The organism is Streptomyces changanensis (genome assembly GCF_024600715.1).
Lineage (GTDB): Bacteria > Actinomycetota > Actinomycetes > Streptomycetales > Streptomycetaceae > Streptomyces > Streptomyces changanensis.
In genome coordinates this window covers 2,431,474-2,445,855 of the sequence record NZ_CP102332.1, presented here as the reverse complement: position 1 = coordinate 2,445,855, position 14,382 = coordinate 2,431,474, and the positions used below count along the sequence as shown (strand labels likewise).

Sequence of the window (14,382 nt, the reverse complement as noted above, 5' to 3'; positions counted from 1 at the left end):
TCACCGGCGAACTTCTGTTACTTTGCGTGACACCGCTGTGACCGGATGGTGGCCCTGGCGATCGGATCGGCCCGGGGGCATCCGGCGGTCTGATAGATGTGGTGCCTTGAATTGAGGCCCTCGAGGAGATACGGGACCACGGTGATGAGCGCCCCAACCCCGGCAACCGGCGACGGCAGCCCCGAAGCCGGTTACTACCCAGATCCCTCCATTCCCGGATACATCCGGTACTGGAGCGGTGCCGCCTGGGTCCCCGGTACGAGCCGTCCCGCGCCCGGGGACGGTGAGGCGATGCCGGCGCCCCCGGGCGCGGCGGCCCCCGCGCCCGCCGTCGCGCCGGCCGCGCGGGCGAACCCGGGCCCGTCGGTGGAGGAGACGGGCCCCGTCTTCCTCGACGAGGACCCCGAGTTGGCCTCGGAGGCCGGCCCCGCCACCGGCCCGCAGCCGCGGGCGGAACGCGAAGCGGAACGGGACGCCGAGCCCGCGTCCGCGTGGCAGGCCGACCTCTCCCGCCAGCGCGGCTTCGGCGACCACCATGACGAACAGGTCTCGTGGGGGGCGCCCGGCCGCCGGGACCCCCGCGTGGCGGACCCGGCCGACCCGACGGGCGGCGCCCTCCCCGGGGTGCGCCGGGTGGACCCGGAACCGGCGGCGCGGCCCGCCCCCGAGGGCACGATGACGATCCGCCCGTCGAAGTCCGCGCCTTCGGACACCTCCCGGGCGGCGGACGTCCCGGCGCAGCAGGGTCCGCGGACCCAGCAGCCCGCCCGCGCCCCGGCCCCCTCCACCGCCGCGGCGCACGACGACTCCCGGCAGCAACTGCAGCCCCACCAGCCCCACCAGGCCCCCGCCCAGGCCCGGCCCCCGGCGCAGCAGGCCGGCGCCCACCCCGGCGCGCCCGTGCGGCCTGAGCCGTACGCGCCCGTGCGGGCGCAGTCGGCGACCGCCGGGGCCGTACCGCCGCAGGCGGCGGCCGCGCCGCACGCGCAGGGCCCGGTGGCCGGCGTGCCCGTCACGGCCGGCGCCGGGGGTGGTGCCGCGTCATGGGCGCAGCAGGTCCACCAGCTCGCGCAGCAGCAGCCGCCCACCCCGGCGGCGACCGCCCCGGTGTCCCCGGGGGCGCCGGCCGCCGCCGGACCGGACGCGGCGGGACAGCCGGTCGTCCCGTGGAAGCCGCCGGTCAGCGACCCGTTCCTGCGGGCCGCGCAGGAACGGGCCTCCGCCCGCCCCGCCGGGCTCGGCAGGCGGCTCGCCGCCCGCGTCGTCGACACCCTCGTCCTCGGCGGGCTCGCCGGCGCGGCCGCCGCGCCCTTCGTGGCGAACGGCGTCGACCACATCCTGGACAAGATCGAGCAGGCCAAGCGGTCGGGCGAGACGGTCACCGTGTGGCTCGTCGACGGCACGACGTCCGTCCAGTTCGGCATCGCGCTCGGCATCCTGCTGGTCCTCGGCGTCCTGTACGAGGCGGTGCCCACCGCCCGGTGGGGCCGCACCCTCGGCAAGAAGCTCTGCGGCCTGCAGGTGCGAGGCATCGAGTCCCACGAGCCGCCGACGTTCGGCGCCGCGCTGCGCCGCCGTCTGGTCTACTCGGTGCTGGGGCTGCTGGTGATCGGCGTGCTGAACGTCCTGTGGTGCCTGGTCGACCGGCCGTGGCGGCAGTGCTGGCACGACAAGGCGGCCGGGACGTTCGTGGCACGGCACTGACGCCGTCCCCCGAACGGCACGCGACCGGATGCGGCCCCGGTCGCGGCGGGATGCACTGCCCCCATGAGCCACGAACCGCCGACGCCCGGTCAGCCGCCCGAGGACGACCCGTTCCGCAAGCGCCCGCAGGAGCCGTCAGAGCCCCCGCAGGGCGGCGGCACCCCACCTCCGCCGCCCCCGCCGGGCGGTGAGGGCCCCTACCCGGGCGGCCCGCCCGGCGGCGGTGATCCGTACGGCGGTGGCCCCTACGGATCGCCGCCGCCCCCCGGTGGTGGCGGGCCCTACGGGGCGCCCCCGCCCGGTGGTGGGGGACCCTATGGTGGCGGGCCCTATGGCGGAGGCCCGTACGGCGGCGGGCCCTATGGTTACGGCGGAGCCGACCCGCTCGGCGGGATGCCGCCCCTCGCCGAGACCGGCAAGCGTGTGCTCGCGCGCCTCGTCGACTGGCTGGTCATCGCGGTGCCACTGGCGATCATCGGCATCCCGTTCGGTGTCTACGACCGGGTGAACGAGGACTCCGGCGACTTCGGTGCCGTGTGGACCGCGAGCGCGGAGGGCGGACAGTGGGCCTTCCAACTCATCACCCTCGTGGCGTACGTCGCCTACGACACCCTCATGACGGCGAAGGCGAACGGGCAGACGCTCGGCAAGCGGATGACGGGCCTGCGCGTGGCCATGCTGAACGACGGGACCACCCCGCCCACCGGCGCCGCGCTCATGCGGGCGCTCGTGCTCTGGCTGCCCGCCCTGATCTGCTGCGCGTGCCTGTGGCCGCTCCTGCTGCTCATCCTGATCCTCGTGGACAAGCCCTACAAGCAGGGCCTCCACGACAAGGCGGCCAGGACCGTGGTGGTGTCAGCGACGCAGTGACGGCTGCCGGTCGGGCGCCGCGGCGGGCGTCGGCGCCGCCCCGGCCCCCCGGCCCCGGCCGCGCGCCCGGGCCGGCGCGCCCAGGGCCACGCCCGCGCCGAGGAGCAGCGCGACCGTCCCGACCAGGGCGGTCCAGGCGCCCTCGGCCGCGGGGAACAGCAGGAGCAGGACGACGGTGGAGCAGACCACAGTGGCCGAACCGTAGGCGAGCCGTACGGCGGTCGGACGCGGCATGGCGGTGTTCCGTCCTCGTGGTGGAGTTCGCGGCACGGTCGCACAGGTGGACGACCCTACGACGCTGGATGCCCGGGCGGAACCGTCGGTAAGCGTGACCTGACCCACCGTGCGGAGCACGGGGGGCGCACCGGTTCACGGGAGCACAGGGGAGGACGGCAGCGGATGTCGCGCACGTCACGCGGGTGGTGCGTCGCCTCCGCCGTACTCGCTGCCCTCGTCCTGGCCGCCGCGCCGGCCGCCCCCGCCGCGCCGCGCGCCGGGGCACCCGCCCCACCCGCGCCCGCCCCTGCCCCACCCGCGACCGCCCCCGCGCCGCCCGCGACCGCCCCCGCGCCGCCCGCCGGCCCGCTGCCCGCCGGGTGGCCACCCGCGGCCACGCCCGCCCCACCACCGCCCGCACCGCCCGCCCGGCCGTCCGCCGCCCCCGCCCCGCCGCCCGCGGCGGCGCCGGTGCCCGCGCGGGGTCCGGGGGACGGGCACGTCATCGACGGCCCGTACAGCGCCGTGACGCGACTGCACCGCCAGGCCGCGCTGGAGCAGGTCCTCACGGGGCGGGCCACGGCCGAGCGGCGGGGCGCCTCCCGCGTCGTGCGGCTGGGCGACGGCAAGTACGCGGAGCTGGGCCGGGAGCGCACGGACCGGATCCTCACCGTCCTCGTCGAGTTCGGCGACGAGGTGGACGACACCACCCTGTACGACCCGGACGGGCCCCGCGGCCCCAAGCCGCCCGTCGTGAAGTACGGCGGCACGCCCGGCCCCCGGCACAACGGGATACCCCGGCCGGACCGCACCCGGGACAACTCCACCGACTGGCGCCCCGACTACGACCGCGCGCACTACCAGCGGCTCTACTTCGGCGAGGGTCCCGGCACCGAGTCGCTCCGGACGTACTACGAGAAGGTCTCGTCGGGCCGCTACTCGGTGGAGGGCGAGGTCTCGGACTGGGTCCGCGTCCCGTACAACGAGGCCCGCTACGGCTCGAACTACTGCGGCGCCCACAACTGCCCGAACGTCGAGGACCTCGTGCGGGACGCCGTCGCCGCCTGGGTGGCGGGGCTGCGGCGGGACGGCTGGACGGAGGAGCGGATCGCCGCGCACGTGGCGACGTTCGACGTGTGGGACCGCACGGACCACGACGGCGACGGCGACTTCGACGAACCGGACGGCTACGTCGACCACTTCCAGCTGGTCCACGCCGGCGAGGACGGCTCGGCGGGCGGCGGCGCCCAGGGCGGCGACGCGCTGTGGGCGCACCGGGGGTACGCGTACGGCCACGACGACGGCGAGACCGGGCCCGAGCGGTTCCGGGCGGGCGGGGTGCGCGTGGGGGACACCGACGTCTGGGTCGGGGACTACACGATGCAGCCGGAGAACGGCGGCCTCGGCGTCTTCGCCCACGAGTACGCGCACGACCTCGGCCTGCCCGACCTGTACGACACCAACAACGTGCCCGGCGCGGAGAACTCCGTGGGGTTCTGGTCGCTGATGGCGTCCGGGTCCTGGCTGGGCACCGGCGGTGACGCGATCGGCGACCTGCCCGGCGACATGACGGCCTGGGACCGGCTGCAGCTGGGCTGGCTGACGTACGAGAAGGCGGCGGCGGCCACGCCGTCCCTGCACCACCTGGGCGTCTCCGCGCACGGCGCGGGCCGGCCGCAGGCGCTCGTCGTGGAGCTCCCGCGCAGGACGGTCACCACGCCGGTGGTGCGGCCGGCGGCCGGCGCGCGGCAGTGGTGGAGCGGCCAGGGCGACAACCTCTCGCAGACCCTGACCCGCACGCTCGACCTGCGGGGCGGCACCCGGGCGTCGCTGGAGCTGGACGGCTGGTGGGACATCGAGAAGGGGTACGACTTCCTGTACGCGCAGGTCTCCGTGGACGGCGGCGCCGCCTGGCGGACCCTCGACGGCACCGCCGACGGCGAGGCGCTCCCGCGCGACGGCGGCGGCAGGCCGGCCCTCACCGGCGCGTCCCGCACCCACCGCAGGCTGGTCTACCCGCTGGACGCGTACGCGGGGCGGGAGGTCGCGCTGCGCTTCCGGTACCGGACGGACGGGGGCGTGGCGGGGCGGGGCTTCACGGCGGACGGCATCACCGTGCGGGTGGACGGCGAGGCGGTCCTCACCGACGGGGCGGAGGACGCCCCCGGCGGGGACGGAACCGGCGGGGACGGAACCGGCGGGGACGGAACCGGCGGGGACGGAACCGGCGCGGACGGCTCCGGGGGTGTGGGCGGCGGGGACGGCTCCGGGTGGCAGGCGCGCGGCTTCACGCGTGTCGGGGCGTCGGTGACGGGCGCGTACCCGCGGTTCTACCTGGTGGAGAACCGCCAGTACGCGGGCTTCGGGCGGACGTTGGAGGCGGGCCCGTACCACTTCGGCTTCGCGGCGCCGCTGGAGCGCAGGGTGGAGCACTACGCGTACCGGCCGGGGCTGCTGGTGTGGCAGTGGGACACCTCGCAGCGGGACAACAACGTCAGCGACCACCCGGGGGAGGGGCTGCTGCTCCCGGTCGACGCGCACCCGGAGCCGATGCGGTGGGCGGACGGGTCGCCGATGCCAAACCAGGTGACGCCGTACGACGCGGCGTTCGGGCCGTGGCCGGTGCCCGGTTTCACGCTGCACAAGGCGGGCGAACCGACGCGTATCCCGCCGCACCGGGGCAACCGGGTGTTCGACGACCGCACGGGCGTCTACTGGTTCGACGAGAGCCCCTACGCCAGTGTGCGGACGGTGGACACCAACACCCGGATCGATGTGGTCGCGCAGTCGCCCAGCGGCTCGTGGATGACGGTCCGGGTGGGCCCCTCCACCCCGTCGACCGGCTGATTCCCGCGTCCGCTATACGGATCGGGGTGTCCACATAGGGCACTTGGCCTGTGCAAGTCAAGACTGTCTTTTCTCGCGTAAGTCCGGTCGAATGTCGTCACTTGTGGCGCGACACCGCACGCGGATAAACACGTGACCCCCCATCCGCGGCTGCGGTGCGCAGGGGAGGAAACGTACAAGTGACCAGCAGACGACGGGCGTTCCGCGCCTCCGCGGTGATCGTGGCCCTGGCCGCGACCGCCGCGACCGCCGGGGCCCTCACCACGGCCCAGGCCGACAACCGCCCGGACACGGGCATCGAGCGCCACGACCCGGCTCCGGGCGCGGACCATGGCCACAGCCATGGCCACGACAAGGCCGCCGGTGTCGACCACGACCTCGAAGGCCCCTTCAGCGAGCAGCAGGACAAGGAGCGCCAGGCCGCCCTGGAGCAGGTGCTCTCCGGCGAGTCCACGGTGGAGCGCCGCGGCGCCTCCAAGGTCGTGAAGCTCGACGCCAAGAAGTACGTCGAGCTCGGCCGGGAGAAGACCGACAAGATCTTCACCATCCTCGTCGAGTTCGGCGACAAGGTCGACAACGAGACGCTGGTCGACCGCAAGGACGACGACACCGACGAGCTGAAGCCGAAGTTCGGCGGCACGCCCGGTCCGCTGCACAACCGGATAGCCAAGCCGGACCGCACGAAGGACAACTCCACCGCCTGGCAGGCCGACTACGACCGGGAGCACTTCCAGGACTTGTACTTCGGCACCGGCAAGGACGCCGAGGGCAAGCAGAAGCACTCGCTCAAGACCTACTACGAGCGCACCTCGTCCGGCCGCTACTCGGTCGACGGCACCGTCTCGGACTGGGTCAAGGTCGAGTACAACGAGGCCCGCTACGGCTCCAACTACTGCGGCCAGACCAACTGCTCCAACGTCTGGGACGCCGTCCGCGACGGCGTGACCGCGTGGGCCGCCGACCAGAAGGCCAAGGGCCAGACCGACGCCCAGATCAAGGCCCAGCTGGCGCAGTACGACCAGTGGGACCGGTACGACTTCGACGGCGACGGCAACTTCAACGAGGCCGACGGCTACATCGACCACTTCCAGATCGTCCACGCGGGCGAGGACGAGTCGGCCGGCGGCGGCGCCGAGGGCACCAACGCCCTGTGGGCCCACCGCTGGTACGCCTACGGCACCGACGCCGGCAAGACCGGCCCGGCGAACAACAAGGCCGGCGGCACCCAGATCGGCAACACCGGCATCTGGGTCGGTGACTACACGATGCAGCCCGAGAACGGCGGCCTCGGCGTCTTCGCCCACGAGTACGGCCACGACCTCGGCCTGCCGGACCTGTACGACACCTCCGGCCGCGCCGGCGCCGAGAACTCCACGGGCTTCTGGTCCCTGATGTCCTCCGGCTCCTGGCTGGGCACCGGCAAGGACGCCATCGGCGACATGCCGGGCGACATGACCGCCTGGGACAAGCTGCAGCTGGGCTGGCTCAACTACGAGAAGGCCAAGGCCGCCACCCCGTCCCGCCACAAGCTCGGCGTCGCGGAGTACAACACCAAGAACCCGCAGGCGCTCGTCGTCGAGCTGCCGAAGAAGAAGGTCACCACCCCGATCGTCAAGCCCGCCCAGGGCGCCACCCAGTGGTGGAGCAACATGGGTGACGACCTCAAGAACACCCTCAGCCGCTCCGTCGACCTGACGGGCAAGTCGAAGGCCGCCCTGACCCTCGACGGCTGGTGGGACATCGAGGAGGAGTACGACTACCTCTACGCCGAGGTCTCCACGGACGGCGGCGCGCAGTGGACCGCCCTCGACGGCACCGCCGACGGCGCGCCGATCACCAAGGACGCCGGCGGCGCCACCGCCCTGACCGGTGTCTCCGGGGCCTTCAAGAAGCTGGCCTACCCGCTCGACGCGTACGCCGGCAAGAAGATCGACATCCGCTTCCGCTACCAGACGGACGGCGGCGTCGCGCAGAAGGGCTTCGCGGCGGACGACATCGCCGTGACCGCCGACGGCGCGCCGCTCTTCGCGGACGACGCCGAGACCGAGGTCGCCGGCTGGACGTCCAAGGGCTTCTCCCGCATCGGCGAGGCCATCACGGACGAGTACCCGCAGTACTACCTCGCGGAGAACCGCCAGTACGTCTCGTACGACGCGACCCTGGAGGTCGGCCCGTACAACTTCGGCTTCGGCGGCGACAAGGCCAGCTGGGTGGAGCACTACCCGTACCAGACCGGTCTGCTGATCTGGAAGTGGGACACCTCCCAGAAGGACAACAACACGGCCGTCCACCCCGGTGAGGGCATGGTCCTCCCGATCGACGCCCACGCCAAGCCGCTGACCTGGAAGGACGGGACGCTGATGCGCAACCGCGTGCAGTCGCACGACGCGCCGTTCAGCCGCTTCCGCACCGACCGGATCACGCTGCACAACGCGGACGTGCCGCAGCGGATCGGCGGCCTCGCGGGCAACCCGGTCTTCGACGACCGCAAGGGCGTCTACTGGTTCGAGACCAACCCGCGCGCCGGCGTCAAGGTGACCGACACCAACACCCGGATCGCGATCACCGACCAGCCGCGCAACGGCCGGACGATCAGCGTCCAGGTCGGCCCGTCGAGCAAGTGAGTCGTTAGACCGCAGGCCAACGCGTGATCGGCCGTCGCCCCCTGGCGGGCGGCGGCCGATCGTGTTTAGGTGCAGCTGACCGGTTTCTCATGACCCACAGCTCGACGGGGGAGCGTTCGACATGCCCGGTGGTGGTTTCTGCAGGTTGCCCGGCGGCAACATGGTGGTCGCGCTCAGCCTGCCCCACCCGGCCGGCGACGGCGACGTCCGGATACTCGTCCACGCCGCCAACCGCCCCCGCGCCCTGACCCGCCTGCGCAACCTCGGCTTGCGCGCCCACCTGCGCGGCAACACCCACCCGCCGACACCCGACGAGATCACGGCGGTCCTCCACCACCCGGACGGGCTGCTGTGGCGCACCGCCCCCGGCCGCGACCAGGACCTCTGGCGACCCATCCGCGCCCTGCTGCGCTGACCGCCGGGCGGCCCACGCGGCCGGGCGGGCTCAGACCACCGGCTTGCCGGTCAGTTCCACCCCCGCCGCGCGCAGCTCCTCCAGGGCCTTCTCCGTGGTCGCCGCGGCCACGCCGGCCGTCAGGTCGAGCAGCACCTGCGTACGGAACCCCTCGGCGACGGCGTCCAGGGCGGTCGCGCGCACGCAGTGGTCGGTGGCGATGCCCACCACGTCCACCTCGGTCACGCCGTGGGCGCGCAGCCAGTCGGCGAGGCGGACGCCGTTCTCGTCGCTGCCCTCGAAACCGCTGTACGCGGCGGAGTACGCCCCCTTGTCGAAGACGGCCTCGACGGCGCCCGAGGCGACGGCGGGCGCGAAGTTCGGGTGGAAGCCGACGCCCTCCGTCCCGGCCACGCAGTGCGGCGGCCACGAGCGGACGAAGTCGGGGGCGGCGGAGAAGTGGTCCCCGGGTTCGACGTGGTGGTCCCGGGTGGCGACCACGTGCCGGTACACCACCCCGGCGGTCTCGCCCACCAGGTCCGTGACGGCGGCGGCGACGTCCGCACCCCCCGCCACCGCGAGGCTGCCGCCCTCACAGAAGTCGTTCTGAACGTCGACGACGATCAATGCGCGGTGCATGGCGGTTGTCCTTACGGTGGGGGAGCGGTCGGGGGACGGGGGTGGGGACGACTTCGAGCGTAGAGACTTCCCCTCCCCGAGGGGAGGGGGCCCGCCCACCCGCCGTGCGGCGGTCACGGCGTCACGTACTCCGTCGGCAGGACGGCCTCGCCGCGCGACAGCTGCACCGCCGACAGCGGCAGGCCCGCCCGTGCGGCGATGTGCCGCTCGCGCGCCGCCTCCAGCGGCTCGCGGGCGACGACCTTCCCGGCCTCGACCAGCCGCGTCAGCAGCTGCCGTCCGGCCAGCTCGGCCGGCACCTCGCCGGTGCCCACGACCTCCGCCTCCGCGACGCCGTGCGCGTCCAGCCGCCGGGCCGCCCACTTGCGGCCGCCGACGGACGCCTTCCCGCCGAGGGACCGCTTGGCGACCGGCCGCAGCGGCGCCGCCGGGTCGGCCGAGTCGGCGCGGGCGACCAGCTTGTAGACCATCGACGCGGTCGGGTGGCCGCTGCCGGTCACCAGCTGCGTCCCGACGCCGTACGCGTCGACCGGCGCCGCCGCGAGCGAGGCGATGGCGTACTCGTCGAGGTCCGACGTGACGACGATCCGCGTGTCGCGCGCGCCCAGCTCGTCCAGCTGCTGCCGCACCCGGTGCGCCACCAGCAGCAGGTCGCCGGAGTCGATGCGGACCGCGCCGAGCTCCGGCCCGGCGACCTCCACCGCCGTCCGGACGGCCTCCGTGACGTCGTAGGTGTCGACGAGGAGGGTGGTGCCCCGCCCCAGCGCGTCCACCTGCACGCGGAACGCGTCCCGCTCCGTGTCGTGCAGCAGGATGAAGGCGTGCGCGGAGGTGCCCACCGTCGGGATGCCGTAGCGGAAGCCGGCCGCCAGGTCGGACGTCGAGTCGAAGCCGCCGACGTACGCGGCGCGGGCCGCCGCGACCGCGGCGAGCTCGTGGGTGCGCCGGGCGCCCATCTCGATCAGCCCGCGCCCGCCGGCCGCGGCGGACATGCGGGAGGCCGCGGCGGCGATCGCCGAGTCGTGGTTGAGGATCGACAGGATCACCGTCTCCAGGAGCACGCACTCGGCGAAGGAACCCTCGACGCGCAGGATCGGCGACCCGGGGAAGTACACCTCGCCCTCGGGGTAGCCCCACACGTCGCCGCGGAAGCGGTACTCCGCCAGCCAGGCGAGGGTCGCCTCGTCCACGATGCCCCGCTCGCGCAGGAAGGCCAGCTGGGGCTCGTCGAAGCGGAAGTTCTCCACCGCGTCCAGGACGCGGCCGGTGCCGGCCACGACCCCGTAGCGCCGGCCCTCGGGGAGGCGGCGCGTGAAGACCTCGAAGACCGAGCGGCGGTCGGCGGTACCGCCCCGCAGGGCGGCCTGGAGCATGGTCAGTTCGTACTGGTCGGTGAAGAGCGCGGTGGACGGCACAGCCACCGGAAGCCCTAGGTCCGCAGCGTTCATGCCAGGATCGTACCCCCTATCTCGTCAGAGTGACGATTTCTCTTTCCCGGCGGGCCCGGGCGCGGTGTGGTGGCGGGCCCGGCCGGGGTGGGGCGGTGGCCGGGGCGGCGCGCGACGGGGGCGCGGCGGGGGCGCGGCGGGGGCGCGAGGGGGGTCCGGCGGCGGGGCGCGAAGCGGACGATCAGCTTCCGTTTGTGCGGCACGCCACCCTCGATGGCAGCATTGGGGGAGTGAGTGTCGCACCCGTAGAGATCGAACGCACGGCCCCGGCGGAAGAGGGCCACGCCGTGGCGGAACCCGACGTCCCGTGGGTGACGATCGTCCACAATGACCCGGTCAACCTGATGAGCTACGTGACCTACGTCTTCCAGACGTACTTCGGTTACTCCAAGGACAAGGCGCACAAGCTGATGCTCGACGTGCACCACAAGGGCCGGGCCGTGGTCTCCAGCGGCACGCGCGAGGAGATGGAGCGCGACGTGCAGGCGATGCACGGCTACGGGCTGTGGGCGACCCTCTCCCAGGACCGCGGCTGATGAGCGGGCACTTCGAGGCGCTGCCCGGCGGCGGCGCGGCCGTGCCGCTGGACGAGGTGGAGGTCGCCATCCTGCGCTCCCTCGCCGTCCAGATGCTGGAGCTGATCGGCCCCGGCGACCAGCCCGCGCAGGGCGAGGACCCCCTCGCCGCCCTCTTCCGCGACGGCCCCAGCGAACCGCCGTCCGACCCGGCACTGGCCCGCCTCTTCCCCGAGGCGTACGGCGACGGCGACGACGAGGCGCGGGCGGCGTCCGCCGAGTTCCGCCGCTTCACCGAGAACGACCTGCGCACCCGCAAGCGGGAGGACGCGCTCACCGTCGTCCGCAGCCTCGACCGCCTGACCGCCGCCGGTGGCCCCGGCGGCCGGCTGGAGCTCGACGTCGAGGAGTCCCGCGGCTGGCTCGGCGCGCTCAACGACCTCCGCCTCACCATCGGCACGCGTCTGGAGGTCGGCGACGAGGACGAGAGCAGCGGTCTGTACCGCCTGCCGGACTCGGACCCGCGCAAGCCGATGGTGATGGCGTACCTGTGGCTCGGCGCCCTCCAGGAGACGCTCGTCGAGACGCTCATGCCGTAACGGGCCAGCACCGTGTTCGCTCAGCGGACGCTCAATTCCGTATAACGATCCGCTCAAGAATCCCCACCCTTTTCGCCAACGGGAGCGAGGATTCGTCCTGATTTCGCCGTGACCCGGGTCACAGGGCGCTTCGTCCCTTATGTGTGCGGCCGTGATACATCTGCACGACCGCCCGGGTGCGCCACCCATGTGCCCGGGGGCGCCGCGACCGGCCGACCGCCGGCGGCACTCCAGCCATGTCCGGGGGGATCAGCGTGGAGAAAGGCGCACAGAAGAACATGACCTCAGTGAAGGTCGAGACAGACCACCACGGCGACGAGGCCGTCGGCGAGGGCTATCACCGGGGCCTCGGCGCCCGGCAGATCCAGATGATCGCCATCGGCGGGGCCATCGGCACGGGCCTCTTCCTCGGCGCGGGCAAGGCCATCTCCAAGGCCGGCCCGAGCCTCATCCTGGCGTACGCGCTCGCCGGCCTCGTCATCTTCTTCATCATGCGGGCCCTGGGCGAGCTGCTCATGTACCGCCCGGTCTCGGGCTCCTTCGCGGAGTACGCCCGCGAGTTCGTCGGCCCCTTCGCCGGCTTCGTCACCGGCTGGACGTACTGGCTCTTCTGGGTCGTCACCGGCATCACCGAGGTCACCGCGGCCGCCACGTACATGACGTACTGGTGGAACATCCCGCAGTGGGTCTCCGCGCTGGTGTTCACGGTCATCCTGTACGGCGCGAACCTCATCTCCGTGAAGCTCTTCGGCGAGCTCGAGTTCTGGTTCTCGATGGTCAAGGTCACCGCCATCGTCGGCATGATCCTGATCTGCGCCGGCATCCTCACCATCGGCTTCTCCGACGCCGGCGACACCGCGTCCATGTCCCTGCTCTGGTCCGAGGGCGGCTTCTTCCCCAAGGGCGTCGGCGGCACGCTGATGACCCTCCAGATCGTGATGTTCGCCTTCCTCGCGGTCGAGCTGGTCGGCGTCACCGCCGGCGAGTCGAAGGACCCGAAGGTCACCCTGCCGAAGGCCATCAACACCGTCCCGTGGCGCATCGCGGTCTTCTACGTCGGCGCGCTGATCATGATCCTCTCGGTCGTGCCGTGGACGCACTTCAAGCCGGGCGTCTCGCCCTTCGTCGCGGCCTTCGAGCAGATGGGCCTCGGCGTCGGCGCCGCGATAGTGAACTTCGTGGTGCTGACCGCGGCCCTGTCCTCCTGCAACTCCGGCATGTACTCCACCGGCCGCATGCTGCGCGACCTCGCGCTCAACGGCCAGGGCCCGAAGGTCTTCACCAGGCTGACCAAGTCCGGCGCCCCGCTGATCGGCCTCACCTTCTCGGCGGCGCTGATGCTCGTGGGCGTGTGGATCAACTACGTCGCCCCCGGCAAGGCCTTCGAGTACGTCGTCTCCTTCGCCACCATCTCCGGCATGTGGGCCTGGATCATGATCCTGATCTCGCAGATCCGCTACCGGGCCGCCGTCCGGCGCGGTGAGGCCCCGGAGTCGGAGTTCAAGGCCCCCGGAGCGCCGTTCACCAGCTGGTTCGCCCTGCTCTTCATCGGCATGGTCATCGTGATGATGGGCATCGACGAGGGCGCGCGGGTCTCCCTGTACTGCGCCCCGCTGTGGGCCCTGCTGCTCGGCGTCTCCTACCTGGTCCTGAAGTCCCGGAACCCGGAGAGCGCCTCCTTCAAGCGCCGCTGACCGGCACCGCCGTCCAGCATGTGGGCCCGTCCGTACCGACCCTCGGTACGGACGGGCCCTCTGCTTATCCTGAACCCCATGCTGACCATCACACGGGCTCTGTACGACCAGATCGTCGCGCACGCGCGCGCCGACCACCCGGACGAGGCCTGCGGCGTGGTCGCCGGCCCGGCCGGCTCCGGACGCCCCGAGCGCTTCGTCCCGATGCTCAACGCCGCCCGCTCGCCCACCTTCTACGAGTTCGACTCCGGCGACCTGCTGAAGCTCTACCGCGAGATGGACGACCGCGACGAGGAGCCGGTCGTCATCTACCACTCGCACACCGCCACCGAGGCGTACCCGTCCCGCACCGACGTCTCGTACGCCAACGAGCCCGGGGCCCACTACGTCCTCGTCTCCACCGCCGACACCGACGGCGCGGGTCCCTTCCAGTTCCGCTCGTACCGCATCGTGGACGGCGAGATCACCGAGGAAGACGTCGAGGTCGTCGAAACGTACTGACCTGCGTCTCCCCCCGCCCTGTTCCGTATGGCGAGCGGCACCTGTCCGGAATGCGAGATCACACTCCGGGCGGAGGGCCGGGAATCGATACGATGAGCGCATGGTTCTCCTCGACGTGAGCGAAAAGACGCCGGGCACCGTCCTGCTCGTCGCGCGGCTGCACGTCGACCTGTGCCGCCTCGCCAGCGCCATGTGTCCCCGCGGCGCTGCCGCCTGAGACGCGGCCCCCCGCGCACCACGCCGCACCACCCCTCCCGCACGCGCGCACCGCCCGCGCCCGCTTCCGGGCGCGCGGCGCGACCTGCCCCCGCACGTCCGCAGCCCCTTTCCT

The 14,382-nt window shown here is 73.1% G+C and carries 13 protein-coding genes; 10 read left to right on the top strand and 3 right to left on the bottom strand.

Annotated elements, in window-relative coordinates; all coding sequences use genetic code 11:
- Positions 1-144 precede the first annotated feature (144 nt).
- Both NRO40_RS10885 and NRO40_RS10880 read left to right on the top strand, forming a co-directional pair.
- The gene (locus NRO40_RS10885) at positions 145-1,704 is read left to right on the top strand and encodes an RDD family protein (protein WP_058944561.1); all 1,560 of its coding nucleotides are present in this window, start codon (positions 145-147) and stop codon (positions 1,702-1,704) included.
- Between the two features lie 63 nt (positions 1,705-1,767).
- Entirely contained in the window at positions 1,768-2,574 is an 807-nt protein-coding gene (locus tag NRO40_RS10880) for an RDD family protein (RefSeq protein ID WP_079047423.1), read from the top strand.
- Here the strand turns inward: NRO40_RS10880 and NRO40_RS10875 are convergent.
- Positions 2,560-2,808, bottom strand: a complete 249-nt coding sequence (locus NRO40_RS10875) for a hypothetical protein (RefSeq protein ID WP_257375392.1) — start codon at positions 2,806-2,808, stop codon at positions 2,560-2,562. The two genes, NRO40_RS10880 and NRO40_RS10875, sit on opposite strands and share 15 nt — an antisense overlap.
- A 165-nt stretch (positions 2,809-2,973) precedes the next feature.
- Here NRO40_RS10875 and NRO40_RS10870 point away from each other — a divergent pair, with 165 nt between their 5' ends.
- From NRO40_RS10870 to NRO40_RS10860, 3 genes are all read left to right on the top strand, one after another.
- Positions 2,974-5,637 (top strand): immune inhibitor A, encoded by a 2,664-nt coding sequence (locus NRO40_RS10870; protein WP_257375391.1) that lies wholly within the window; start codon positions 2,974-2,976, stop codon positions 5,635-5,637.
- 179 nt (positions 5,638-5,816) lie between these two features.
- Positions 5,817-8,261: an immune inhibitor A gene (locus tag NRO40_RS10865; protein ID WP_257375390.1), complete on the top strand. Its 2,445-nt coding sequence runs from the start codon at positions 5,817-5,819 to the stop codon at positions 8,259-8,261.
- Positions 8,262-8,382: 121 nt separating this feature from the next.
- Complete coding sequence (locus NRO40_RS10860) at positions 8,383-8,676, top strand: hypothetical protein (RefSeq protein WP_058945493.1); 294 nt, start codon at positions 8,383-8,385, stop codon at positions 8,674-8,676.
- 30 nt (positions 8,677-8,706) lie between these two features.
- On the opposite strand, the gene NRO40_RS10855 is transcribed toward NRO40_RS10860, so the two are convergent.
- Both NRO40_RS10855 and NRO40_RS10850 read right to left on the bottom strand, forming a co-directional pair.
- Entirely contained in the window at positions 8,707-9,294 is a 588-nt protein-coding gene (locus tag NRO40_RS10855) for an isochorismatase family protein (protein ID WP_058945492.1), read from the bottom strand.
- 113 nt (positions 9,295-9,407) lie between these two features.
- Complete coding sequence (locus NRO40_RS10850) at positions 9,408-10,742, bottom strand: nicotinate phosphoribosyltransferase (protein ID WP_257375389.1); 1,335 nt, start codon at positions 10,740-10,742, stop codon at positions 9,408-9,410.
- A gap of 230 nt (positions 10,743-10,972) precedes the next feature.
- On the opposite strand from NRO40_RS10850, the gene clpS reads away from it, so the two are divergent.
- From clpS to NRO40_RS30695, 5 genes are all read left to right on the top strand, one after another.
- Positions 10,973-11,278 carry an ATP-dependent Clp protease adapter ClpS gene (gene clpS / locus NRO40_RS10845; protein WP_031135634.1) on the top strand — a complete coding sequence of 102 codons (306 nt, stop codon included), beginning with the start codon at positions 10,973-10,975 and terminating at the stop codon, positions 11,276-11,278.
- Positions 11,278-11,856, top strand: coding sequence for a DUF2017 domain-containing protein (locus NRO40_RS10840; protein WP_058945479.1), 579 nt, complete (start codon positions 11,278-11,280; stop codon positions 11,854-11,856). The genes clpS and NRO40_RS10840 overlap by 1 nt, the downstream gene beginning before the upstream one ends.
- Positions 11,857-12,134: 278 nt before the next feature.
- Positions 12,135-13,550 (top strand): amino acid permease, encoded by a 1,416-nt coding sequence (locus NRO40_RS10835; RefSeq protein ID WP_058945480.1) that lies wholly within the window; start codon positions 12,135-12,137, stop codon positions 13,548-13,550.
- Positions 13,551-13,628: 78 nt separating this feature from the next.
- The gene (locus NRO40_RS10830) at positions 13,629-14,051 is read left to right on the top strand and encodes a Mov34/MPN/PAD-1 family protein (protein WP_058945481.1); all 423 of its coding nucleotides are present in this window, start codon (positions 13,629-13,631) and stop codon (positions 14,049-14,051) included.
- 100 nt (positions 14,052-14,151) lie between these two features.
- Positions 14,152-14,268 carry a putative leader peptide gene (locus NRO40_RS30695; protein ID WP_328517154.1) on the top strand — a complete coding sequence of 39 codons (117 nt, stop codon included), beginning with the start codon at positions 14,152-14,154 and terminating at the stop codon, positions 14,266-14,268.
- Positions 14,269-14,382: the final 114 nt, after the last annotated feature.